Annotated in this window: 26 protein-coding genes; 11 read left to right on the top strand and 15 right to left on the bottom strand. The window is 63.8% G+C overall.

Going from position 1 to position 24,323, the window contains the following annotated elements; translation table 11 throughout:
- Positions 1-2 precede the first annotated feature (2 nt).
- Positions 3-1,289, bottom strand: coding sequence for a YihY family inner membrane protein (locus tag HV670_RS18145; RefSeq protein WP_175106192.1), 1,287 nt, complete (start codon positions 1,287-1,289; stop codon positions 3-5).
- Between the two features lie 50 nt (positions 1,290-1,339).
- Here HV670_RS18145 and wrbA point away from each other — a divergent pair, with 50 nt between their 5' ends.
- The 5 genes from wrbA (at position 1,340) to gntR (ending at position 6,041) form a co-directional block, all read left to right on the top strand.
- Positions 1,340-1,963: an NAD(P)H:quinone oxidoreductase gene (gene wrbA / locus HV670_RS18140; protein WP_175106191.1), complete on the top strand. Its 624-nt coding sequence runs from the start codon at positions 1,340-1,342 to the stop codon at positions 1,961-1,963.
- 17 nt (positions 1,964-1,980) lie between these two features.
- Complete coding sequence (locus HV670_RS18135) at positions 1,981-2,391, top strand: DUF2069 domain-containing protein (RefSeq protein WP_175106190.1); 411 nt, start codon at positions 1,981-1,983, stop codon at positions 2,389-2,391.
- A 144-nt stretch (positions 2,392-2,535) separates the two neighbouring features.
- Positions 2,536-3,933, top strand: coding sequence for an FAD-binding oxidoreductase (locus tag HV670_RS18130; RefSeq protein ID WP_246257667.1), 1,398 nt, complete (start codon positions 2,536-2,538; stop codon positions 3,931-3,933).
- A 95-nt stretch (positions 3,934-4,028) separates the two neighbouring features.
- Positions 4,029-4,703, top strand: coding sequence for an SOS response-associated peptidase (locus HV670_RS18125; protein WP_175106189.1), 675 nt, complete (start codon positions 4,029-4,031; stop codon positions 4,701-4,703).
- Positions 4,704-4,829: 126 nt separating this feature from the next.
- Positions 4,830-6,041: an HTH-type transcriptional regulator GntR gene (gene gntR / locus HV670_RS18120; RefSeq protein ID WP_246257650.1), complete on the top strand. Its 1,212-nt coding sequence runs from the start codon at positions 4,830-4,832 to the stop codon at positions 6,039-6,041.
- Here the strand turns inward: gntR and HV670_RS18115 are convergent.
- Complete coding sequence (locus HV670_RS18115; protein ID WP_175106188.1) at positions 6,038-6,385, bottom strand: hypothetical protein; 348 nt, start codon at positions 6,383-6,385, stop codon at positions 6,038-6,040. The genes gntR and HV670_RS18115 overlap by 4 nt on opposite strands.
- Before the next feature lie 588 nt (positions 6,386-6,973).
- On the opposite strand from HV670_RS18115, the gene HV670_RS18110 reads away from it, so the two are divergent.
- Positions 6,974-7,954, top strand: a complete 981-nt coding sequence (locus HV670_RS18110) for an aldo/keto reductase (protein WP_175106245.1) — start codon at positions 6,974-6,976, stop codon at positions 7,952-7,954.
- Between the two features lie 136 nt (positions 7,955-8,090).
- On the opposite strand, the gene HV670_RS18105 is transcribed toward HV670_RS18110, so the two are convergent.
- From HV670_RS18105 to HV670_RS18090, 4 genes are all read right to left on the bottom strand, one after another.
- Positions 8,091-8,912, bottom strand: coding sequence for an ABC transporter permease (locus HV670_RS18105; protein WP_246257664.1), 822 nt, complete (start codon positions 8,910-8,912; stop codon positions 8,091-8,093).
- A 101-nt stretch (positions 8,913-9,013) separates the two neighbouring features.
- Positions 9,014-9,904, bottom strand: coding sequence for an ABC transporter permease (locus HV670_RS18100; RefSeq protein WP_175106186.1), 891 nt, complete (start codon positions 9,902-9,904; stop codon positions 9,014-9,016).
- The gene (locus tag HV670_RS18095) at positions 9,904-10,980 is read right to left on the bottom strand and encodes an ABC transporter ATP-binding protein (protein WP_175106185.1); all 1,077 of its coding nucleotides are present in this window, start codon (positions 10,978-10,980) and stop codon (positions 9,904-9,906) included. Before HV670_RS18095 ends, HV670_RS18100 begins: the two co-directional genes overlap by 1 nt.
- 9 nt (positions 10,981-10,989) lie before the next feature.
- Entirely contained in the window at positions 10,990-12,162 is a 1,173-nt protein-coding gene (locus HV670_RS18090) for an extracellular solute-binding protein (RefSeq protein ID WP_175106184.1), read from the bottom strand.
- A 280-nt stretch (positions 12,163-12,442) separates the two neighbouring features.
- Here HV670_RS18090 and HV670_RS18085 point away from each other — a divergent pair, with 280 nt between their 5' ends.
- Positions 12,443-13,372: a dihydrodipicolinate synthase family protein gene (locus tag HV670_RS18085; RefSeq protein ID WP_175106183.1), complete on the top strand. Its 930-nt coding sequence runs from the start codon at positions 12,443-12,445 to the stop codon at positions 13,370-13,372.
- A 74-nt stretch (positions 13,373-13,446) separates the two neighbouring features.
- On the opposite strand, the gene HV670_RS18080 is transcribed toward HV670_RS18085, so the two are convergent.
- Positions 13,447-13,719, bottom strand: coding sequence for a hypothetical protein (locus HV670_RS18080; protein WP_175106182.1), 273 nt, complete (start codon positions 13,717-13,719; stop codon positions 13,447-13,449).
- A gap of 195 nt (positions 13,720-13,914) precedes the next feature.
- On the opposite strand from HV670_RS18080, the gene HV670_RS18075 reads away from it, so the two are divergent.
- Both HV670_RS18075 and HV670_RS18070 read left to right on the top strand, forming a co-directional pair.
- A complete protein-coding gene (locus HV670_RS18075; protein WP_175106181.1) occupies positions 13,915-14,067 on the top strand; it encodes a hypothetical protein in 153 nt (50 codons plus the stop codon).
- Positions 14,068-15,522, top strand: coding sequence for an MATE family efflux transporter (locus HV670_RS18070; RefSeq protein WP_246257647.1), 1,455 nt, complete (start codon positions 14,068-14,070; stop codon positions 15,520-15,522).
- A gap of 137 nt (positions 15,523-15,659) precedes the next feature.
- On the opposite strand, the gene HV670_RS18065 is transcribed toward HV670_RS18070, so the two are convergent.
- The 8 genes from HV670_RS18065 to HV670_RS18030 form a co-directional block, all read right to left on the bottom strand.
- Positions 15,660-16,448, bottom strand: coding sequence for an enoyl-CoA hydratase (locus tag HV670_RS18065; protein ID WP_175106180.1), 789 nt, complete (start codon positions 16,446-16,448; stop codon positions 15,660-15,662).
- A gap of 73 nt (positions 16,449-16,521) precedes the next feature.
- The gene (locus tag HV670_RS18060) at positions 16,522-17,163 is read right to left on the bottom strand and encodes a TapB family protein (RefSeq protein WP_175106179.1); all 642 of its coding nucleotides are present in this window, start codon (positions 17,161-17,163) and stop codon (positions 16,522-16,524) included.
- A gap of 196 nt (positions 17,164-17,359) precedes the next feature.
- Positions 17,360-17,734 (bottom strand): DUF6232 family protein, encoded by a 375-nt coding sequence (locus tag HV670_RS18055; RefSeq protein ID WP_175106178.1) that lies wholly within the window; start codon positions 17,732-17,734, stop codon positions 17,360-17,362.
- 244 nt (positions 17,735-17,978) lie between these two features.
- On the bottom strand, positions 17,979-18,824 hold the full coding sequence (locus HV670_RS18050) for an ureidoglycolate lyase (protein WP_175106177.1): 846 nt from the start codon (positions 18,822-18,824) through the stop codon (positions 17,979-17,981).
- Between the two features lie 49 nt (positions 18,825-18,873).
- A complete protein-coding gene (locus HV670_RS18045) occupies positions 18,874-19,617 on the bottom strand; it encodes an SDR family oxidoreductase (protein ID WP_175106176.1) in 744 nt (247 codons plus the stop codon).
- A gap of 44 nt (positions 19,618-19,661) precedes the next feature.
- Positions 19,662-20,729 (bottom strand): aldo/keto reductase, encoded by a 1,068-nt coding sequence (locus HV670_RS18040; RefSeq protein ID WP_175106175.1) that lies wholly within the window; start codon positions 20,727-20,729, stop codon positions 19,662-19,664.
- Positions 20,730-20,756: 27 nt separating this feature from the next.
- Positions 20,757-22,085 (bottom strand): UxaA family hydrolase, encoded by a 1,329-nt coding sequence (locus HV670_RS18035; RefSeq protein ID WP_175106174.1) that lies wholly within the window; start codon positions 22,083-22,085, stop codon positions 20,757-20,759.
- 10 nt (positions 22,086-22,095) lie between these two features.
- Positions 22,096-22,410, bottom strand: a complete 315-nt coding sequence (locus HV670_RS18030; RefSeq protein WP_175106243.1) for a UxaA family hydrolase — start codon at positions 22,408-22,410, stop codon at positions 22,096-22,098.
- Between the two features lie 272 nt (positions 22,411-22,682).
- Here HV670_RS18030 and HV670_RS18025 point away from each other — a divergent pair, with 272 nt between their 5' ends.
- Both HV670_RS18025 and HV670_RS18020 read left to right on the top strand, forming a co-directional pair.
- Complete coding sequence (locus HV670_RS18025; protein WP_175106173.1) at positions 22,683-23,474, top strand: IclR family transcriptional regulator; 792 nt, start codon at positions 22,683-22,685, stop codon at positions 23,472-23,474.
- Between the two features lie 342 nt (positions 23,475-23,816).
- Positions 23,817-24,314, top strand: a complete 498-nt coding sequence (locus tag HV670_RS18020; RefSeq protein WP_175106172.1) for a DUF2844 domain-containing protein — start codon at positions 23,817-23,819, stop codon at positions 24,312-24,314.
- Positions 24,315-24,323 lie beyond the last annotated feature (9 nt).

Genomic DNA, 24,323 nt, shown 5'->3' with positions numbered 1-24,323 from the left:
CGCTAGGCCGTCCCCAACACCACGTCTTCCGCCTCATCCGTCGCCGTCCCGTGCAGGCCGCCGAGCACTTCGGCGAGCGAAACATCGAGGCGCCGCGCATCGAGCGCCGACAGCAGCACGTCCCCTTCGAACATCGTCGTCGACAACGTGACCTGATATTCGAGTTCCTTACGGTTGATCACAAACGCGTTGAACACCGCGAGCAAATCGATCCTGCGAGGATTGACAATCAGGATCCAGCGCTCCGAATGCTGGAACGGGTCGAGCTTGGCGATCCAGCCGTGCTCCTCGAGTACACCGAGCAGGCGTGTGGTGGTCTCGAGATCGCGTCGCGCGAGGCGCGACAGTTCAAGTAGACGATAGCCCGGCATGCCCTCCTCGCGCGCCTGGTTCAGCAGCGCGAGCAGGTCGAGCGCGTCGAGCAGGTCGCTGCCCGGAAACCGTGGCCGGTGAAACTGGCCGATGCGAATCGCCGGCAACGCCGAGGCCAGCATCGCGCCGACCAGGGTGACGAACCAGCTCAGGTACACCCAGAACAAGAATATCGGCACCGCCGCGAACGCCCCGTAAACAACCGTGTAGTTCGGCATATGCCGGATGTAGAGCCCGAATACGCGCTTGGCCGTTTCAAATCCAATCGCCGCGACCAATCCGCCGACGGCCGCGTCGCGCCATTCGACTTTGCAATTCGGCATATAGACATACATCAGCGTGAACGCGAAGGCCGTCAACGGCACGGCAGCGGCGGTCACCGCCCAGTCCAGCGCGGCAGGGACCCCACTGCCCGAGAACACCATAGAGCGGCTGATCACATACGACGACGCAGACAGACTCACCCCGAACAACAGGGGCCCCAGCGTGATGATCGACCAGTAGACGAGCACACGCTGAGCGAGCGGCCGTGACTTCGGCACGCGCCAGATCAGGTTGAAAGCGGCCTCGATTGTCATCAACGTGACGACACCGGTGACACAAAGCAGGAACAGCCCGACGGTCGTGAGGCTCTTCGCTTTCGAGGCGAACATGTCGAGATATCTGAATATCTGGTTGTTGAATTGCGGCGGCATCAGGTGATCCGCCAGGAAACTCTGCAGGGAGTTCTGGAACTGCGCGAACATCGGAAACGCCGTGAACAGTGCGAACGCGACGGTCAGCAAGGGCACGAGCGCAAGCACCGTCGTAAATGTCAGGCTGCCGGCCACCTGCTGGATGCGCGCTTCCCGGCTGCGCCTCGCCACAAAGCTGGCCAGTCTCTTCAGTGAATCGGTATCGGTCAGGGTCGTACGCACGGCCGCCTCCAGGGTGGCCCCTATAATACCTTTCCACTGCAAAATTCCTCATGATCGACATTCTGGTTTTGTACTACAGCCGCTACGGCGCCACCCGCGAGCTCGCACTCGCGCTCGCGCGCGGCGTCGACAGCGTCCCGGGCGCCCAGGCGCGCATCCGTACCGTTCCCGCCGTTTCCACTGTCTGCGAGGCGACCCAGCCCGAGATTCCCGCCGATGGTCCGCCCTATGCGGAATTGCGCGACCTCGAGGAATGCGAGGGTCTCGCACTCGGTTCGCCGACCCGGTTCGGCAATATGGCCGCCTCGCTCAAGTACTTTCTCGACGGCACCTCGACGCAATGGTTGTCCGGTGCGCTCACGGGCAAGCCGGCCTGCGTGTTCACCTCGACCTCGAGCCTGCACGGCGGGCAGGAGACGACCCTGCTCTCGATGATGCTGCCGCTGCTCCATCACGGCATGCTCGTGCTCGGCATCCCCTACTCCGAACCCTTGCTGACGACCACGCAAACCGGCGGCTCGCCCTACGGCGCGACCCACTTCACGCGCGCGGGCGGCCAGGCCGATGCGCCGCTCGCCGAGGAAGAAAGGACACTCGCGGCCGCGCTCGGCGCGCGGCTCGCGCGCTCGGCACTCGCCCTCAAGGCCGCGCGGCCCGGTGACGCGCTCAAGTGACACGCTCAGGTGACACAATGACTCCCAACCCGACCAATACCCTCGCCAGTTTCACCCTCTACCGCACGGCCCGCATGGCCCTGATCGTACTGATCGTGCTGTGCTTCGCCTGGGAAGCCTGGCTCGCACCGCTGCGTCCGGGCGGCTCGCTGCTCGTGCTCAAGATCGTGCCGCTGTTGTTGCCGCTCTACGGCGTCATGCGGCGCAGTCTGTACACATTGCAATGGTCGAGCATGCTGGTGCTGGCCTATTTCACTGAAGGCGTCGTACGCGGCTGGAGCGACCCCGCGCCAATCGCCTCGCTCGCCTGGAGCGAAGCGGCGCTGTCGCTGATCTACTTCGTCTGCGCCATCTGGTATGTCAAGCCCTTCAAGCAGGAAGCAAAGCGCCGCGCCGCGCTCGAACAAGAAGCAGAAACAGATCAGTAGCGACAGGAGCCCGAATTGAACCCGCCCACCGATTCCCGCACCGGCCATCCGGACTCTTCCGATGGCTCGAACCTTTCGGATCTTTCCGATCGCGCCGCGGTCCCCTCCCGTTCAAATCCGGCTGACCCGTTCGTCGCCGAGTGCATCGCCGCGCTGGGCGCCTCGAATGTGCTGATCACGGCGACCGACATGGCCAGCTATCTGACGGACTGGCGCAAACGCTATATCGGGCAGGCCCGTGCGGTCCTGCGTCCGGGCAGCACCGAGGAGGTCGCCGAGGCAGTCCGGATCGCTGCGCGGCACGACGTCGCACTGGTCCCGCAAGGTGGCAACACGGGCCTCTCGGGCGGTGCGACGCCCGACGAAAGCGGCACACAGGCGGTGCTGTCACTCGGCCGTCTGCGCGCGGTGCGGTCGATCGATCCGGCCAACAACACGATCACGGTGGAAGCGGGTTGCATACTCGCCGAAGTACAAGACGCCGCGCGCGCGGCAGGCCGTCTGTTCCCGCTCAGCCTCGCGGCCGAAGGCAGCTGCACGATCGGCGGGAATCTCGCGACCAATGCGGGCGGCACCGCTGTGCTTTGCTACGGAACCACGCGCGAACTCTGCCTGGGCCTCGAGGTTGTCACGCCGGCCGGCGAGATCTGGAACGGTCTGCGCGGACTGCGCAAGGACAACACAGGCTATGATCTGCGCGACCTCTTCATCGGCGCTGAAGGCACGCTCGGCGTGATTACCGCCGCCGTCATGAAACTGTATCCGCAGCCCGCCGCGCAGGTCACGGCGCTCGCCGCGGTCAGCTCGCCGCACGCCGCACTCAAGTTGCTCGAACTCGCACAAGGCGCGGCCGGTCCGCTGCTCACGGGTTTCGAACTCATGTCGGATTTCTGCCTCGAGTTGGTCAGACGGCATTTCCCACAGATGCGTTATCCCTTCGCCCAACGTTATCCGCAGGTCGTACTCCTCGAACTGTCAGACAACGAGAGCGAAGCGCATGCGCGCGGCCTGTTCGAAGGCATGATGGAAACCGCCTTCGACGACGGCCTCGTGCTCGACGCGGTCGTCGCCGAAAGCCTGACCGCCTCGCGCGCGTTCTGGGATCTGCGCGAGCACATTCCGCTCGCGCAGGCCGAGGAGGGGTTGAACATCAAGCACGATATCGCCGTACCGATTTCGCGGATCGGCCACTTCATCGACTATACCGACGCGCTCATCGCCGCCGCCGCCCCGGGCGCGCGTATGGTGGTGTTCGGGCATCTCGGCGACGGCAATCTCCACTACAACGTGCAGACGCCCGAAGGCGGCGATGCGCGCGCCTTTCTGAATCGCTATCAGGAACAGCTGAACCGACTCGTCTACGATAGCGTCGTCGCTCACCACGGCAGCATCAGTGCCGAACATGGACTCGGACGTCTCAAGATCGAGGACAACGCGCGCACCAAGTCCGCCGTGGAACTCGGCCTGATGCGCACACTCAAGCAGGCACTCGATCCGCACGGACGCATGAACCCGGGCAAGGTCATCGGCGGTGTCCGATAAGCATCGGTGACATTGAAGGCGCAATACGCGCTTTCGTGTGCCGCGCGCTTGCGCTACGCTTGATCTGGAATGTGGACGGGATTCCGAGGTGAGCGATGTGCGGCCGAATTGCGCAGTATCGAGATGCACGCGATTATGCACGCGCCATCGGCTTCGCGAGCCCCGTGCTGATGTTCGATCCCGCGGACCGGCGGCCCGGCTTCAATCTCGCGCCGGGCGCGCATCCGCTCGTGATGTTCCCCGACCAGACGATTCGCACGATCCGCTGGGGCTACCGCCCGGCCTGGGCGACACGCCAGCATCTGCCGCAGGCGATCAACGCGCGCAGCGACAGCGCGGCGGCATCGGGTTACTTCCGTGAGCTGTGGCGGTACGGGCGCGTGATCGTGCCGGCCGACGGCTGGTATGAATGGCGTACGGAATCGACTGTCGCCCAGCCCTATTACATCTACCGGCACTCCCGGTTTCCCATGCTGCTCGCGGGTTTGTCGAGCGTCCGGGATGCGCTCGAGCACCAGCCGGGCGACGGCTGCGTCATCGTAACCGTTGCGCGTAGCGGCGGCCTTGTCGATGTCCACGCGCACCGCCCGCTGGTGTTCGATGACGATACGGCGCGACGCTGGCTCGACACCTCGCTCGGCGCAGCCGAGTTGAACGTCCTCGCCCTGCAGGCCTCCTCGGAGCGTAACGATCTCGCGTTTCACCGCGTGAGCCAGGACGTCAATCGCGTGGCCCATGACGAAGCCGGCCTGATCGAGACAATCGACTGAGGGTTTGAATCCCGCCGGCAAGCCCCCGCGCCGCAATATCGCCACACTGCACCGCACCGCAACGTCACATCGAAAAGTCGGCTTCCTGAGACTTCCCTTCAACTGCGCGCAGGGCGATACTCGCGCATGAAAAAAAATCTGACCGGCGCTGCCAAGCCGGCCGAATGGCCGGTAAACCCGAATGCGCCCACGACACCCACGGTGGCGAATCCCGACACGTCAGCGCCTCGGCACGGCATGGCGACGGGCCGGCGCATTATCGGCAGCGGCGGCAGCGGTGATAGCGGCAGTCTCGATGAACCCATTGTGACGGCCTCGCCGCGCAAGCCGGCGCGCCGCCGACCGAGCGGACGCGTGACGATCGCCGACGTCGCGCTGCGTGCGAAGGTCAGCCCGATGACCGTCTCGCGCGCACTCAAAAGCCCTTCCCAGGTCCTGCCCGAAGCGCGTACGCGGGTCGAGGCGGCGGTGGCCGCACTCGGGTATGTGCCGAGCCACGCGGCGCGCACCCTCGCCTCGTCGCGTTCACGTGTGGTCGGCGTGCTGGTGCCCTCGCTGTCCAATGCGGTGTTTGTCGAAACCCTCGCGGGCATCCAGGATTGTCTGGGCCCGGCCGGCTACCAGTTTCTCATCGGCAATACGAACTATTCGCCGGTCACCCAGACCGAGTTGCTCTCGACCTACCTCACGCATGCCCCGGACGGCTTCCTCGTCACGGGAATCGACGAGTCGGAAACGATCCGGCAGCGGCTTTCGGCCGCGCGGGTGCCCGTGGTCCATATGTACGATCTGAGCCAGACTCCCGGCGAATGGTCGGTGGGCTTTTCGCAGCAGATGGCCGGCTTCGCCATCACGAACTATCTGCTCGAACGCGGCTACCGGCGGCCCGGCTTTGTCGCAGCCCAACTCGACCCACGCACGATGCAGCGCCGTGCGGGTTTTCGTCGCGCGTTGCGCGAAGCGGGGTTCGACTGCGATCTCGAAGTGCTGACGAGTGAGCCGTCGAATGTTGGGCTTGGTTCGAAGTTGCTGATCCAGATGCTTGAGCGGGCACCCGATTGCGATGCGATCTTCTGCTGCAACGACGACCTTGCGCTCGGAGCGCTGTTCGAGTGCCAGCGGCGCGGGATCCGCGTACCCGACGACATCGCGATTGCGGGTTTCAACGACCTGCCCTCGTCAGCCTGGTCAACCCCGTCGATCACGACAATCACCACGCCGCGTTACGAAATTGGCTTTCAGGCCGCCCAGCTTCTACTCCAGATCCTCAACGGCGAAACACCGAAAAAAAGCCGGATCGACGTCGGCTTCACCTTGACCCGACGGGAAAGCACCTAGCGCGCGAGGTCCGGACGAATGCGCAGGATCGCCGCCTCCTCGTCCTCAATGAGTTTCGACTTCTCGTCGCTCGGCAAGTCGACGATCATGCGGCCGTCAGGCAGGCGCCCGTACTTGCGAAACAAGCTCTTGAACGCTTCCTGCGAGAGCATCCATTCACGCAGCAGCCGGTCGCGCTCCTGGAGCAGGTTGTCGCGTCGCTTGATCTCGAGGCGCAACTGCGCGATCTCGTTCGCGAGGCTTTGCTCGAGCACGTCATCGTCTTCCAGCGGCAACAGGGGATGCGAACTCAACCGGTTCTCCATACCCGCTCCAGGTTGCTGACCGTAAATGAACATACCCATCTTCGTCTCCCAAAAACATGTTTCGGTAGCCTGGGTAGACTAACGCTATCGCATTAATTAAGAAAGCGCACCGGCATGAATTTTATGTATGGCTTGTGTGACGCGTTAAATATTCGTGATCAACGCGCATTTTCGAGGTCGGGCCGGAATAGCCCGGTACGCTTGACCGTTCGATGACGCCTTCGAACGTACGATTGACCGGACGGCCTATTTGTATGAATAAAAAGAGCGACTGCAGTGCGCAAACGATAGCGCCCACATAATAAAGTTAATAACATCATTATTGTTATCAATATTGAATACGAAGAATCCCGAATTCAAATGATGAATCAAAAATCAGTTTAATAAGGGCGCTTCCAATCCCCAATTCAGGGGAAAAACCTCATTCAATAGAGGGCCACTGCCGCAACGATCGGCGAACATTTGAACCGGGCCGCTGTTTAGTGCCGGTCGACTGTCACGGCCTGTCTCGAATTTTCGTCCGACGCGCTACACTGCCAGCCGATGCAAAAGAACCGGTAGAAAAGAGCCGGTGGAAAAGACATGGCGTGGCGCCTCGGCGGCCCGCGCTTACTTGAGGAGAAGACATTGCAGAAGCGTCCTTTTGGCAAGACGGGCTGGCAGGTATCCGAAATCGGTTTCGGCGCATGGGCGATCGGTGGCAGCTGGGGTGATGTGTCTGACCGCGATGCGGAAAGCGCGCTCAACGCGGCGCTCGACCAGGGCATGACCTTCATCGACACGGCCGACGTGTACGGCGACGGCCGCTCGGAGCGGCTGATTGCGCGCGTGCTGAAGTCGCGCGGCCGCGACGGCCTGGTGGTCGCGACCAAGGCCGGCCGCAAGGTCAACCCGCACGTGTCGGCGGGCTATACGCCGGCGGTGCTCGAACGGTATATCGACGATTCGCTGCGCAATCTCGAAGTCGACGCGCTCGATGTCGTCCAGCTGCATTGTCCGCCGACCGAAGTCTACTATCGGCCGGAGATCTTCGAAGCGCTCGACAAGATGGTCGTGAAGGGCAAGCTCAAGTCCTACGGCGTGTCGGTCGAGAACGTCGAGCAAGCGCTCAAGGCTCTCGAATATCCGATCACGAGCGTGCAGATCATCTTCAATATGTTCCGCCTGCGCCCGATCGAACGCTTCTTCGCGCGTGCGCTCGAACAGCAGGTCGCGATCATCGCGCGCGTGCCGCTGGCGAGCGGCTTGCTGACCGGCAAGCTGTCCACGCAAAGCACGTTCGCGGCGGACGACCATCGCCAGTTCAACCGTCACGGCGAAGCGTTCGATGTCGGCGAGACGTTTTCAGGTGTGCCTTACGACGTCGGCCTGCAGGCCGTCGAGGAGTTGCGTGCGATTTCGGGCAATGTTCCGCTCGCCCAGCTCGCGCTGCGCTGGATCCTGATGTTCGACGCCGTCACGGTCGCGATCCCCGGCGCGAAGAACGCCGAGCAGGCCGCGGGCAATGCGAAGGCGGCCAGCCTGCCGGCCCTCACTGACAAGCAGATGGCTGCCGTGCGCGATACGTACGAACGTCTGATCAGGCCGCACGTGCATCAGCGCTGGTAATGCTTGAACTCCGCCCGGCCCTCATGGCCGGGTGAAGCTCGGATAGTTTCGAGCCCAGGTCCTGTCGGCCTTGATCCCGTCGGCAAGGTCATTCGACATAGGTTGGACCGGCACGTATCGTACCGGCCTGCCTTGCCTAGCCGTCGTGACGCTGCTCCTTGACGCGGCTCACGAGCTGCGTCGGGCTCACGAACTGCAGCGCGATCAACACCCACACCAGCGTGATGCCCATGTAGATCATCGCCATCGCATCGATCGATTGCGAGGCGCGCACCCCCGTCGAGAACACGGCGTAATACAAGGCAACCACGAGCGTCTGTGTCCCCGGCCCCGCCGTGAAGAACGTCAGCTCGAACATGCCGATCGTGCGCACGAGCACGAGCAGACCCGCCGCGAGCATCCCGGGCACGAGCAAGGGCAGCAGCACATGGCGGAAGTACCGGAAGGTGTTCGCACCAAAGATCCGCGCGGCCGATTCCAGATTCGGATCGATCTGTTCGATGAACGGCGTCATCACGAGAATCACGAAGGGCAGCGACGGCACCCAATTCGCGAGAATCACCCCTGCGAGGGTGCCGGCCAACCCGCAGCGATACATCGCCGTGGCCATCGGAATGCCATAGGTCACGGGCGGCACCATGAGCGGCAGCAGGAAGATCAGCAACACGAACCGCTTGCCCGGAAACTGGACACGCGCGAGCGCATAGGCGGCCGGCACGCCGAACACGATCGACAGCAGCACGACCGCTCCCACCACTTCGACCGTGACGCGCAATACCGCCGCAAGCTGGAAGTCCTCCCACGCCTGCGCGTACCAGTGCAGCGTGAAGCTCTGGGGCAAGGGCGTGCCGAACCAGCGTGTCGCGACCGAGTTCATCGCGACGGTCGCGATCATCAGCAACACGTTGAGCAGGAAAAACACCATGACGCTCCAGACGAGCAAACGATAAAGCCGCATCGCGAGGGGCCGTGGCGGCTTGCCATGCCGGATCGGTGTTTCGCCCTGGGTGGCGGCGCCGGAGCGGGCGTCGCGGGCCTTGATCGCGGGCTGTGACGGATTCATCCCTTCCCTCCCGTCGTCGGACCACTATAGAACGCGCGCCGCATCGACAACATGCCCGCCACGATCAGCAATTGCACGAAGCCCATCACGATCGCGATGGCCGATGCCATCGGGTAGTCGTAGTTTTCGAACGCCGCCTCGTAGGCCGCGATCGATATGACGCGTGTCCGGCCGGCTGGCGCGCCGAGCAGAATCGCTGAGGGAAACACCGAGAACGCCTGCACGAACGACAGGCAGGCTGCCATCGTGAGCCCCGGTGCAAGCAGCGGCAAATAGATGCGGCGGAACTGCTCCCAGGGACTCGCGCCGAGCGTCGCGGCGGCGCGTGCGAGCGTCGGGTCGATGCCCGTCACATACGACAGCACCAGCAGGAAAGCGAACGGGAAACCCGAGATCACGAGCGAGATCAACACACCCCAGTAGTTGTGCGTGAGCCGGACCTCATCGTGATAGAGATGCAAGCCGTGAAGGGCTTGCGGAAACCAGCCGTTGGGGCCGAAATACGTCAGCATGCCGTCGGCGATCAATACCGTTCCGAGCGTCACGGGAATCACGAGCAGCGCAGTCACCAGCTTCTGGTACGGCGAGTGGCGGCGCAGCGCGAACGCGACGGGTAGTGCGCCGAGCACATTGATCAGTGTCGCGGGCACCGCGAGCTTGAGTGTGACCAGGATGGTCGGCCACATCGTCGCATCGGTGAAGAAATGGGCATAGTTGGCCCAGACGCCACCGCCATCCGCCGACCTCAGCGACAACACGACGCCATAAGCGAACGGATAGATGAACAAGGCGACCAGCGCGAGCAAGGCTGGCGTGAGCAGCATCGCCTTCGGATCGAAACGGGCCGCGCGCAGACGGCCGCCGGTGGATCCGCTCAGGCTCGCCATCAGTGTGCCTCCTGTTGGTAGACAAGGGCCCGGTCGGGCGATATGCGCAGCGACAGCGTCTCGCCCACTGCCGCATCGCCCGCAATGCGCACATAGAGTGAACCGAATGCGGCCCGCGCCTTGAGCAACGATTCGCGGCCGCCGTACTCGACCGTCTCGATCTCCGCACGAAAACAGTTGCCGCCCTCAGTCGAACGTTCGAAGTCGTCGGGCCGCATCGCCACGCTGACCATGCCCGGGCCAACCGCTCCGAGCGCCGTGCCCCGCAGTTCGATGTCACCTGCCTTGAGCGTCGCGCGCCCGTCGACGACCGTGCCGAGCGAGAACGGCACGACATTCCGATAGCCGATGAAGCGCGCGACATGCAGGTTGGCGGGCCGCTCGTACACCTGTCTCGGCGTGCCGATCTGCTGGACCGTGCCTTCGCGCATCACGACGATCCGGTCGGCCATGGACAGCGCCTCGTCCTGGTCATGCGTCACATAAATCGTCGAGCGATCGAGCTCGCCATGGATGCGTCGGATCTCGGCCCGCATCTCGATGCGCAGTTTCGTATCGAGATTGGACAAGGGTTCGTCCATCAGCACGAGCGGCGGCTCAATCACGATCGCGCGCGCAATCGCGACGCGCTGTTGCTGGCCACCCGACAACTGTCCCGGCAGCTTGCGTTCGTGCCCGACCAGTTGCACGAGTTCGAGGGCGGCGCGGGCACGCTGTTCGACGACACGCCGCGCCAGCCCGCGCATCTTGAGTCCGAAGCCGACGTTATCGAGCACGCTCAGATGCGGAAACAGCGCGTAGTTCTGGAATACCATCCCAAAGCCGCGCTTCTCGGGCGGCAGCACGTCGATGCGGGCGTCATCGAGCCAGATCGCACCCTCGCTGAGCGCATTGAGCCCGGCGATGCAATTGAGCGCGGTGGACTTGCCGCAGCCCGAGGGCCCGAGCAGCGCGATGAATTCGCCACGTCGCACGTCGAGGTCGAGTCCCTTCAGCGCGGCGACCGGCAGGCCCTCCGCGTTCGTGAAATGGCGGCTGACGGAGGCCAGACGCAAGGTCTGGAAATTCTGTTTCATGGCCGCCCCCTACTTCGATTTCTGCGCACCTACTTCCTGGTCCCATTTCTGGAACGCGGCGACCATCTCCTTCGAATCAAGCGGCACGACATGCGGATGATCGGCAATCATCTGCGCATATTCGGGACGCCCGTATTTCTTCAGGACCTCCTGGCTGTGTGCGGGTGCCGAGGACAGCGGCACGTCCTTGACGGCGGGCCCAGGATAGAAATACCCGTCGTCGTAGGTCATGGCCTGCTGCGGGGGGGCGAGCAGGAAGTTCATGAGCTTGTAGATCACGTCGAGCTTCTCGGCCGGCACACCCTTCGGGACCACCATGAAATGCGCATCGTCGACCCAGCTCATCGTGTCGAAAGCCTGCACGCGGAACTCCGCGGGCACGATGCCGAGCGCGCGTGGATTGATGTCCCAGCCGGTCACGGTGACGGTCATGTCGCGCGAGCCTTCGCCCAGCTCCTTCATGACCGCGGCCGTGCCGCCCGGATAGTAGGGGATGCAGGTGTTCAGCTGCTTGAGAAAGGCCCATGTCTTGTCCCAGCCGTGGACCGGGTCGCGCGGATCCTTGTCGCCGAGCAGATAGGGCAGGCCCATCAGGAAGGCCCGTCCGGGACCCGAGTTCGCGGGTCGCGCATAGATCAGCTTGTCGGGATGCGCGGTGCACCAGGCGAGCAGTTGCGCGGGGGTCTTCGGCGGATCGCTGACATGCGCGGGGTTGTATTCGAGCAGCGGTCCGGCGGGCATATAGGTCACCTCGAGGCCATCGCCCTGCGCGAGGTCCTGCATCTTGCGAGGGCCCGGTGCGTACTTGTCGAGCACGCCGGGAAACTGCTTGTCGTGGTCGGGCAGCAGCTTCATCCAGAGGTTCTGCTCGATCCCCGCGGCGAGCGCATCGGTGCCGGTCAGCACGATGTCGATATCGGAACGGCCGGCCGCCTGCATCGCCTTGATCTTGCCCGGCAACTGCGGTGCGGGCGCGTTCGTGAAGTTGATGTTCGACACGAGGTTCGGGTACTTCGCATGGAAGGCCTCGAAAGCCTTTTGCGTGAGCGCGAGGTTACCGGCGACATCGACCACATTGAGTGATACCGGCCCGTCGGCCCATGCGCCGCCGCTGGCCGCAAAGGCGGAGATCGCCAGCGCGAGCGCGCCGCACCGTGCCGCCAACTTGCTTGACAACCTCATGCCGTCTCCTTGTTATGAAGGTGCCACGCCCTGCCCACGCGCCGGCATCCTGTTGGAATCCGGCCCACGATAGCGGGGTTGTCTGAACAGTGTCAAGGCATAGAGTACTTTGATTCACTTAGTAAAAACCCCATCCCCACGCAGGAGCGCCCATACTGTAAGGCTTCGACTTGCCTTTGCCGTGACGGCCACGCCATCGGGCACGAATTCACGTGCAAATTTGTTTGACAACTTTGGGATCCACGCCTACTTTGCTCTCATTTCGACCTCGAGGAGCTTTATGAAGCTGCAAGACATCACGCTTGCGGATCTGCGACTATCGCCGCTCGCGGTTCCCCCGGTGGCCCGCCATGCGGATCTGAGTCTGAACCGCGCGAACAACGCGGCCCTGGTCCGACACCTCGAACAGGGCGGCATCCGTTTCCTGATGTACGGCGGCAACGCGAACCTCTATCAGGCACGGGTCAGCGAGTACGAGGCCTTGCTCTCGATGCTTGCCGAGTTCGCGGGCCCCGAGACTTGGGTGATCCCGTCGGTCGGCCCGGATTTCGGCAAGATCCTCGACCAGGTGCCCGTCATACGCCGGCTGCGTTTTCCGACTGCCATGGTGCTGCCCTACGTCGGACCGATGACGCGGCGCGGCCTGCTCGATGGTCTGCGGCGTTTCTCGGATCTGTTGGGCAAGCCGTTTGTGCTCTATATCAAGAACGACGACTATCTCGCGCCGGCCGAAGTGCGCGCCTTGATCGACGAAAGGCGGATTCTCGCGATCAAGTACGCCGCGGTGCACGCCGACCCTGCCGACGATCGCTACCTGCGGGCTCTGTTGACCGAAGTGCCGCCCGAATACCTGATCAGCGGCATCGGCGAGCGTCCGGCGCTCGTCCATCTCCAGGAATTCGGGCTGAACAGCTTTACGACGGGGTCGGGCTGCGTGGCGCCACGTGCATCGGCCGAGATGCTCAAGGCGATTCAGGCGCGGGACTGGGCGCGCGCGCGCGCATTGCGCGAGTGTTTCATCGCGCTCGAAGACCTGCGTGACGCGAACTCGCCGATCCAGGTATTGCACGATGCGGTAAGCGCGGTGGTAGCCGACATGGGACCCGCGATGCCGTTCCTGTCGAATGCGGACGAAGCGGAAATGCCGCCCATTCGGGCAGCCGCGAGCGCGCTCAAGGCGGTCAACGATCGGCTGCTGGAAACGGCCTGAGCCAGGGGAAACACTGAGGAAATCGGCACGGGGGAACGGCTCGAGAAGCGTCCCCCGGCAAAGGGCTCGCGCTGCTAGGCGAGCCGCAACTGGCGCCTGAATCGCTCCCAGGCGAGTTCGGCGGTGCCATGGTTGAGCAGCGACGGCGGCGGCCCGAATGCATCCTCACCGGCCGAGCGACACGCGTCGATAAAGGACTGCAATTCGCTCCAGTCGTGAAACGCATGGGTCACGCGCCAGCCCGCGGTCAATTCGACGCGGGGTCGCACGCGCGTGACACGTGGCAAGCCGAAATCGTCGAATCCGCCGCTGTCGCGGGTCACACGCACCATTCTGTGTTGCGCCACGGTCGCCTCCTCGTTGCTTTTCGCACTGTTGCCTGCTCACTATAGAACGAGACGCGCAGGACAGTTAGGCAAAAATTGCAAATCCGGACCCACCAGATGCATGGGATTTCTATAAACTCGGTTGTCTTATCAATGGTACGAGCTCGAGCCAGCCGCAGCGGGCTGCACGCTACCCCGCCCGCGCACTGAAAATCTATGCTGCTTCCGTCTTCCACCACGTCCACGGCCGCGGTCCTGGGTCTTGCCTCCGCCGCTTTCCGCGGTGTCGCCCATGCAGTGGCGAGCCTTGTCGCACGCACCAGCGGCGCGCGGCGCGCGCGGTGTGTCGGCATGCTGCGGGTCGTCTGAGTGGCCGCCGTCGCGACTTCTCGCCGTGATCTGGTCAACGGACCGATCGGCAGCACCTTGCTCCGGTTCTCGTTACCGACGCTCGGCGCCAATGTGCTTCAGTCGCTCAACGGCTCAGTCAATGCTGTCTGGATCGGCCACTTTCTCGGGCCTGCGGCGCTGTCGGCCGCGGCCAACGTCAACCTGATCCTGTTCTTCCTGCTCGGTACCGTGTTCGGCATCGGCATGGCCGCGACGATTCTGGTCGGCCAGGCCGTCGGCGCGAAAAACTTCACGCAGGCTCGCCGGATCGTCGGCACGGGCCTTACTTTCTATGTCACGATTTCGCTGATCGTCGCGCTGCTCGGTTTCTGGTTCACGCCGCACATCCTCGATGCGATGCATACGCCGCACGATGCGCGCCCCTATGCGATCGCCTACCTGCGCGTGATCTTCGTTGCGCTGCCCTTCATCAACGTGCTCGGCTTCGCGGCCATGGTGCTGCGCGGCGCGGGCGACGCGCGCACGCCTTTCCTGTTGATGGCTTTGACCGTCGTGCTGGACGTCGGCCTGAATCCGCTGCTGATCTTCGGCTACGGTCCGGTGCCGAGCTTCGGCGTCGCGGGGTCGGCACTCGCGACACTGGCCGCGCAAGTGATCAGCATGGCGGCCCTGTTGGTCTTTCTCTACCGGCGCCACCACTGCCTGGCGCTCGGCCGACATGAGCTCGGCTTTCTGCGGCCGCGCGGCGCCGTGATTCGCGCACTCGTGGCCAAGGGCATTCCGATGGGGATGCAGATGTTCGTTGTCTCGCTCTCGGCGATTGCGATGATCGGGATGGTCAACACCTTCGGCATCGACACGACCGCGGCCTACGGCGCGGTCACGCAGTTGTGGACCTATGTGCAGATGCCGGCCATCGCAGTCGGAGCGTCGGTATCGTCGATGGTCGCGCAGAACGTCGGGGCGATGCGCTGGGATCGCGTGAGCCGCATCACGCGCTATGGTGTGCTCTACAGCATCGTGATGACGGCGCTGCCGAGCTGCGTGATCCTGATGCTCGGCAGGATTGCGTTGCGCTTTTTCCTCGGCGATGAAGAGACGGCTATTGCGATCGGCTTGCATGTCGACCGCATCGTGCTCGGCTCGTTCACGCTGTTCGGGATCATGTTCGTGCTGGCGGGAGCCGTGCGCGCAACCGGCGCGGTGATTCCCCCCCTGATCGCACTGACCTTCTCACTGTGGTGCGTGCGCATCCCGTTCGCACATTTCCTGATTCCGGCTTATGGCCCCGAGGCGATCTGGTGGAGCTTTCCGGTTGGAACGACCTGCGCCGTCACGCTGGTCGCGCTTTACTACAAGTTCGGCAACTGGCGACGCAACACGATGCTCACGAATGCCCCCGTCACCGCCATCCCGACACCCGCGCTCACGCCCTCGGTCAGTTCGACGGCGACGATGACCGAAGGGCGATAGGGGAGCAAGTAGCGGATAGCCGTTAGCGGTTGGCGGTTGGCGGTCGGCGGCACGGCACCTGCGTTACGGCGAGGCCGCGCCGCGACCTCCAACAAACCGGATGCCCCCACACTCGCTGGGCACAGAACTGCGCACAGCTAGCGGTGCTTGAACTCCGGCGCGCGCTTCTGCAGGAACGCCGCCATCCCTTCCTTCTGATCTTCAGTGCCGAACGTCGAATGGAATACGCGGCGCTCGAAGATCAGTCCCTCGGCAAGTGGCGTCTCGTAGGCGCGGTTCACAGACTCCTTGATCATCATCACGATCGGCAGCGAATAGCCGGCGATCACCGTCGCGGCCTCGATCGCCTCTTCGAGCAGCCTGTCGAGCGGCACGACACGCGAGACGAGTCCGGCGCGCTCGGCTTCCGCCGCGTCCATCATGCGGCCGGTCAGGCAAAGATCCATCGCCTTCGCCTTCGACACCGCGCGCGGCAGCCGCTGCGTGCCACCCGCGCCGGGCAGGATGCCGAGCTTGACCTCGGGCTGTCCGAAACGGGCGTTGTCCGCGGCGATGATGAAATCGCAGATCATCGCAAGTTCGCAGCCGCCGCCAAGCGCAAAACCGGCGACCGCCGCAATGATCGGCTTGCGGATCGCGGTGATCCCGCTCCAGTTGCGCGCGATGAAGTTGGACTTGAACACGTCCATGTACGAGAAATTCGCCATCATGCTGATGTCCGCCCCCGCCGCGAATGCCTTCTCGCTGCCGGTCAGCACGATGCAGCGGATCGCCTCGTCAGCGTCGAAGGCCCCGAGCGCCACGACGAGCTCGTCGATCAGCGCGTCGTTGAGCGCGTTGAGTGCTTTCGGGCGATTCAGCGTAATGAGCCCGACCGGCCCGCGGGATTCGACCAGCAGATTTTCAAAGCTGGGAGTAGACGACATGGAACGCTCCTTGAAGACGACGCGACGGTTTCGGCGGATCCCGCGAACTGCCGGGGCGCGATCCGCCAAAGTCCTACTTCTTGATGTCCATCTGTTCGAGCTGCGCCTGCGTGCCGAAGGTGCCGCCGTCGCCGCCGGTGCCGTTGAACGTGAATTTGATGATGCGCTTCGCATCGGGGGCATACCAGTCGGTTTCAGTGAACTGGAACTTGCCGTCCGGGGCCGCGACGCTGCCGGTCTCCTCGATGCGGAATGCCTGGAACGTGCCGGCCGGCGTCTCCACGGATTCGACGCCTACGACCTTGGCGCTCAGCGTAGTGGTTGCGTCGCCGTTGCCCGTGTGGGTCGTGAAATTGTTGGTCCAGTTGCCGCCGACGGCGATCGGAAACTTGAGCTTGCTGTCGCTCGGCGAATATTGCTTGGTGCCGATGCTGGTCAGATTGCCGTTCTGATCCATCGAAGCGGGCATCGTGCCTCCGTTATTGCTGACCGTCAGCTTGATCGCGCCGTCATTGATCGAATGAATCGTCTGCACGAACGAGAAGGTACGGCCGGGCGTGCGCGGATCGCTCAGTGAATAGGTCCATGAATCGCCCACCAGAAAAGTCGGAGCCTGTGCGGCAGGCAGATCGGCCGCCTGCGCGGCCGGCGTGAATCCCGCGAGGCACAGCCCCGTCGCGCAGCCGAATGCGGCCGCCATGTGCTTCGTCAACATCGATGTCTTCCTCCAGTGTGCCGGCCCGCAAGTCGGGCGCGTATTGTTCGCGCCTTGCACTATACCTGCAATGCCCGCCCACGCAGTGCCGGATGCGATCGGAAAGATACCGGACGTTACTGCTTGGGTCTTCGTCGCGTTGCGTCGTTGCTTGCGTCGTTGTTTTCGGGGTGCTCGCGCCCCGCCCCTCTCCGTGCTACTGCGCAGCGCGTGCCGTGGCGATCGCGGCCGCGACACGTTCGAGAAACCGCGGATCAGAGCTGACCAGCGCTTCGATTTCGCCTTTCGAGGCGGTCTCGACATACATGCGGTGCTTCGTATCCTGCGTCCACCACCCGAGCCAGCCGACGACGGCAAGCATCAGCCCGGTCACCCAGAAGGCGCCCGATGCACGCACAAAACCGATGACGAACAGGATCAGCCCGACGATCGAAATGCAGACCGGCAGCACGATGCCGCGTTTGTCCGCGCCAATTCGCACGGCACGGATATCGTTGATCCGGAGCGCTTGCCCTGGGATGCTCACGGCGGTCTCGGTAACGCTGACGCCGTTTTCACTGAAAATTGTCATGACTATCGCTTGTAGCTGGTGAGGCCGGTAATGCCGGTGGTGCCGGTGGTTCGTGTAGTCCGTCGGACGGGGGCGCTGCCCATGGCGGAGCCCCCGGTAGGGCAACGGTAACACATGGCCGATAACAGCCATGCTGCGGCGGATCGCCGCGCAAAAAAAAACGCGCCACCGAACCGGTAGCGCGCTCCTGCGAGCGGCGAGGCATGGGCCCCGGCGATGCCCGCCTCCGCCGCGATGGCCTCGATCAGGCCGCGACGGTTTTCTGCTGCTGCTCGCCGAGCCCTTCGATGCCGAGCCGCATCGTCTGACCCGCCTTGAGGAACACTGGCACAGGCTTCACGCCCATGCCGACACCCGGCGGGGTGCCGGTCGAGATCACATCGCCCGGCTGCAGGCTCATGCACTTGCTCAGGTAGCTGATGACCTGCGCGACCGAGAAGATCATCGTCGACGTGTTGCCGTTCTGGTAACGGTGGCCGTCGACCTCGAGCCACAGTGCGAGTTTCTGCGGATCGGGCACTTCGTCGCGTGTGACCAGCCACGGGCCGAGCGGACCGAAGGTGTCGAAACCCTTGCCCTTGTCCCACGTACCGCCGCGCTCGATCTGCCATTCGCGTTCGGACACGTCGTTGATCACGCAATAGCCCGCGACATGATCGAGCGCCTGCTCGACACCGATGTACTTGGTCGGCTTGCCGATCACCACGCCAAGCTCGACTTCCCAGTCGCTCTTGGTCGAACCACGCGGAATCTCGACGTCGTCGTTCGGGCCGATGATCGCGCTGGTCCACTTGTTGAAGACAACCGGCTCGCTCGGTACCGGCAGATTCGATTCGGCCGCATGGTCGGCATAGTTCAGGCCGATGCAGATGAACTTGCCCACCCGGCCGACACAGGGCCCGATACGCACGCCCTCGGCCACCAGGGGCAGCGACGCGAGATCGACCCCGCGCAGTTTCGCGAGGGCCGCATCGCCCAGCACGCTGCCGTCGATGTCACCGACGACCGACGACAGGTCGCGAATGCGGCCCTGTGCATCGAGCGCACCCGGCGTTTCCTGACCACGCTCTCCGAAGCGCAACAGTTTCATGGTGTCCTTGCCTCTTCCAAATAATTCAATTGATAAAAAACTTCTGCTTTCAGTTCGACCAGCCGCCGTCGATCACGTGTGCCTGACCTGTGGTGAAGCCCGACTCGTCCGACGCAAGATACAGCACGAGCGCGGCGATTTCTTTCGGATCGCCGACGCGGCCCATCGGCTGGCGCGCGACGAAGGCCGCGTGCACTTCGGCAACCGACTTGCCTTGCTCGCGCGCCTGATCGGCAATGCGCCCGGCGAGCGACGGCGAATCGACCGTGCCCGGGCAAATCGCATTGCAGCGCACGCCACGTGTCACGAAGTCGGCCGCGACGGACTTCGTGAGGCCGATCACCGCGGCCTTCGATGCGCCGTAGGCGAAGCGGTTCGGCACACCTTTGACGCTCGACGCCGCCGACGCCATATTGATGATCGAGCCCTTGCCCTTCTCGAGCATGCCCGGCAGGAAGGCGCGGATGGTCCGGTACATGGCCTTCGCGTTGAGGTCGAACGAGAAGTCCCAGTCCTTTTCCTCGCATTCGAGGATCGTGCCGGCGTGGACGAATCCCGCGCAATTGAACAACACGTCGACCGGGCCGATCTCCTTCGCGAGCGCGGCGACCGCCGCGGCGTTCAGTACGTCGAGCTGGTGGACTTCATAGGGCTTGCCGGCCAGCGTGTCGGTGCGCAGGTCGGTCGCGATCACGCGGGCGCCTTCGCTTGCCAGCAGGTCGGCGCTTGCGGCACCAATGCCTTGTGCGGCCGCGGTGATCAACACCGTCTTGCCCGCCAGTCTGTTACCCATTGCAATCTCTCCTGTCTGAATAGAAATGCCTGCCGACGATTCGGTCAGGCCGGTGTCGCCGCGGGGCTGGCCGGCGTCGGCGCTTCGACGCGGATCAGCCCTGCATCCTTGAGTGCCTGCCAGAACGCGGGCGGAATCGGCCGCGTGAAGCTGGCGACGTTCTGCGCGACCTCATGCGCGGTGCGCGCGCCGGTCACCACGCTGCTGACCGCAGGGTGCGCATAGGGAAACTGCAGGGCAGCCGCCGGCAGTGGCACGTCGAACGAGGCGCAGACCGCCTCGAACGCCTGCACGCGCCGCACGATCTCGTCGTTGGCCGCGCCATAGTTGAACTTGAGATCGCCCTTGGTGCCCTGGGCCAGAATCCCGGAGTTGAACGCGCCGCCAAGCAGGATGCCGACGCCGCGTCGCTCGCATTCCGGCAGCAGCACGTCGAGCGAAGCCTGTTCGAGCAGGGTGTAGCGGCCCGCGAGCAAGGCGCAGTCGATATCGAATTCGCCCATCGCATCGAGAATCACGGCGACTTCATTGACGCCAAGACCCACGGCCTTGACGCCGCGCGTAGTGCGCAGTTCATCGAGTGCCTTGAAACCGCCGTCGAGCAACTGACGCCAATAGTGGTCGGCCTGGTTGCCGTGTGTGTCGCGGCCGATGTCGTGCAGCAGGATGACATCGATCCGCGAGATGCCGAGGCGCTGCTGACTGTCTTCAAATGAGCGCAGAATGCCGTCATAGGTGTAGTCGAAGCGCGGCTCGAATGCCAGCGGTGCGATCCAGTCGTCACCGCCGGTACGTGAGGAGGAACGCGATGCGTTGTACGCACGCGCACGCATCAGGCGGCCGGCCTTCGTCGACAGCACGAACGCATCGCGGTCGCGCGCGCGCAGGTTGCGGCCCACGCGATGTTCAGCCTTCGTGTATCCGTAGTACGGTGCGACGTCGAAGGTCCGGATGCCGGCTTGCCAGGCGGCATCGAGCGCGCTCTGCGCCTCTTCTTCGCTGACATCGCGATACAGGCCGCCGAGCCCAGCGGCACCCATGCCGAGCGCCGTCGTCTGCAAGCCGCGGCGACCCAGCGGCCGCAGCCGCCCGATCATTGAAGTATCCGTCATGATGCTTGTCTCTCTCCACTACTGTTCTTATGCACCCATCGATGGCATGGGTACGACCGGCGTCGCGCGCGGCAGGCACGCGGGGCCGACCGGTTCGAAGGTCTTGTAGGTCAGGATGAATTCCTGGTGGCCGAGTCCTTCCGACTTCGTCGGCGCGCCGTTCGCGACCGCCAGCGTGAGCTCGACGATCTCGCGGCCGACTTCGTCGAGCGTGCCGCGCCCTTCGAGGATCCGGCCCGCGTCGACATCCATGTCGTCGGCAAGGTTTCGATAGGTCGTCGCGTTCGCGCAGACCTTGATGACCGGCGAGATCGCCGAACCGACCACCGAGCCGCGGCCCGTCGTGAACAGGATCAGGTGCGAACCGCAGGCGATGAGTTCGCCGATCTCGGCGTTGTCGCTGATGTTCGGAAAACCGAAACGCGGTTCGCCGTCGGGCACCACGTCGAGCAGGTAGAGGCCGCCGGTCGGCGGTACATCGCCAGGTTTGACGATGCCGCTGATCGCCGAGCGGCCGCTTTTCGCATAGGCGCCGAGCGACTTTTCTTCCTGCGTGGTGAGCCCGCCGTCGGCATTGCCGACCGCAAAGCTGCCGTGCCCCATGATCGAGTAGTACCGCGCGGCCTTCTCGACGCACTTGACGATCTCGCGGCCGAGTTCGGGCGTGACCGCACGGCGCTCCATGTGGTATTCGCAGCCGACGAGTTCACCGGTTTCCTCGAACACGCAGGCCGCGCCGGCATCGACGAAATGATCGAAGGCACGCCCGACCGCGGGGTTCGCCGTGATGCCGCTCGTACCATCCGAGCCGCCGCAGACGGTCCCGATCACCAGTTCATCGAGGCCCATGGGCACCGTCGGCTGTTCGCGCAAGGACGCCTGTGCCCAGCGGATCCATTCGACGCCGTCGCGAACCGTCGAGCGCGTACCGCCCTTCTCCTGAATCGTCAGCACGTGCACGGGTCGTCCCGACTCGCGGACCTTGTCCTCGAGATAGTGCTTGTTCATGCTTTCGCAGCCCAGCGAGATGAACAGCACCGCTCCGACGTTCGGATGCGTGGCGATACGCTCGAGCATCTTTTCAGCATAGCTGTTCGGATAGCAGCCGGGAAAGCCGATCAGGTGCACCGGGACATGTGCCGGTTCAGCGGAAGGCGACGCCGCTGCCAAAGCCGGTGCACGGCCCGCGGGCACGTCGCCCAGAGCCCAATCATCGAAGGAAGGCTGGAAAGCGGCGACGATCTGGTGGGCGACATGATGTGCGCACTCGACCAGATAACAGACCGCGACTGTATTGCGAATACCCTTGCGGCCATCCGCGCGGGGATAACCCTGGAGTTGTACTGCGTCCGTCATGATCCGGCGCTCAGTGTTGAACGAACGACTTGCCGTCGTCGTGCGTATAGGTGGGAATGTAGTCGCTCTCGAGATTGTGCGTGTGCAGGTGCTCGCCCTTCGCGACCGCCCGGGTCGCATGGCCGATCACCGCGCCGTAGCGCACGACCTTGTCGTTCGCCGCGAGTGCATGGCGGGCAAGCTTGTGGCCGGTCGCAATGGCCTTGGGCAAGGTGATCGGGCTGCCCTCGAGTTTCAGGCTGGCCCCAGCTTCCAGGTCGCACGCGACAATGACGCAGTTGTCGTCAGGCGACAGGAGGATCAGGCGGGAGTCGGTATGTTCCATCGTGCTGTTCGTTGCCTTTGAATCGTACGCTCGATCGGACAGCGCAAACCGCAAAGCCGTTTCCGGACCCGCGGTCATCTGCTTATCGCGCTTCTTTATATTCATCCGTGAATCGAATATTCTTATATGAACATTCTCCTTGTCAAGGCTCGATGGCTTGGGAGTTTCCCGCGACGCGCGATTTCGTTTCGCCGCAGGCGCCTGCGGCAGGGCTCGGCTGCCGCCCGGTCTTGCGCTACCATTTTTCGCCGGCACATCTGGACGGATAAGTTTTGGAAGACAACGACAAATACCGCGCACCTGCGCTCGACAAGGGCCTGGATATCATCGAGTTGCTCTCGACCCAGGAGCGTGGACTGACGCGCGCGGAGATCGTCAAGCTGCTCGGGCGCAACGCGAGCGAGATCTACCGGATGCTCGAACGCCTTGTCGCGCGCGAGTACGTCGCGCGCTCGGACGGGGGCGACCGCTACACCCTGACGCTCAAGCTGTTTTCGCTTGCCCACCAGCATCCGCCGATCAAACGCTTTATCGCGGCCGCACGCCCGGTGATGGACCGTTTTGTCCAGGCCGCCGAGCAATCCTGCCATTTGGGCATCTATGACCGCGGCAACGTGCTCGTGATCGCGCAGACCGACGGGCCGGGCATCTGGGGCATTTCGATCCGGCTCGGATCGCGGCTCAGCCTGCTCGATACCGGCTCGGGGCAGATCATGCTGGCCTTCCAGAGCGACGCGCAGCGCACGAGGATGATCGCGGAGCATGTCGTGATCGAGGGCGAGACACCGCTGCCCGACGACGAACTGCGTGCCATGCTCACGCAGGTGCGCCGGGATGGTCACGGGAGTACGGCGAGCCGCCAGGCATTCGGCGTCACTGACATCTCGTGTCCCGTCTATGCGCCTGACGGCGATGCGATCGGCGTGCTGACCACCCCGTATATGCGCCGTATCGACCGGCACGCGGCGCCACCGCCCGAGCAGGTACTCGGCTTGCTGCGTCAGGCGGCAGAGGAACTGTCGATGTCGGGCGGTCCGGGGCCGGAGCAGAACGTCACGGCCTAGGCGCCCACGCGGTGAGGCAAGATTTGAGTGGCGGCCTGGTAGCGCAGCGGGGTAGCTGGAATGAATATCGAAACTAACTCGGGGTATTGAGACAAGGGATCAAGTCACGACCTGGAACCGGGAATTTGAGTCCAAGACTTGGATCGTAGGTTTTAAGCCCGCAAGGTTGGCGCCCGCATCCCCTTTGCCAGGCATCGCTCCTAGAGTCCCGCCTCTTTTACCTGACACAAATTCCTCCCGAAGTACCACTATGCTTCCTGTGTACGGGTCGCACGCACACAGTTCGCTAGCGTACAGTCCGGTCGTCCACGGCATGGCAGTCTCAATTTGAGGAGTCGCCAGATGTCCATTCGATCCAATCGATGGCCCGGTGCATGTTGCATAGCCCTGCTGTGGCTTCCGCTCCACGCTTTCGCGACACTCGGCGGCAACGCGGCGTCGGTCGACGCCGACCGGACGGCCCTCGGCACGGCCGTCGCCACCGCGGCCTCCACGACCGTGGCCGCCCCTGCCGCAGCGTCGGCCACACTACCGGGCGCGAACGTGCAGACACTGACCCTGTCCTCGGGCACGGTGGTACGCGAATACGTGTCCGCGACCGGCTTAGTCTTCGCCGTTTCGTGGCAAGGTCCTGTCTTACCACAGCTCAAACAGTTGTTGGGCCCGGACAACTTCGCACAGTACATCAACGCGCAGAGTCGGGGCGGAAGCCAGGGCTTCGCAGGGGTCGACCTGCCGAACCTCGTCGTGAACTCGGGCGGACACATGGGTGCGTTTTTCGGCAGGGCCTGGCTACCCCAGTCGCTGCCAGCCGGGATCACCGCGCAAGACATCCAATAGGAGGCTCGC

It is taken from the genome of Pararobbsia alpina (genome assembly GCF_902859895.1).
Taxonomy (GTDB): domain Bacteria; phylum Pseudomonadota; class Gammaproteobacteria; order Burkholderiales; family Burkholderiaceae; genus Pararobbsia; species Pararobbsia alpina.
The sequence above is the reverse complement of the archived record's forward strand: the minus strand, read 5'-3'. Positions and strand labels throughout refer to the sequence as shown.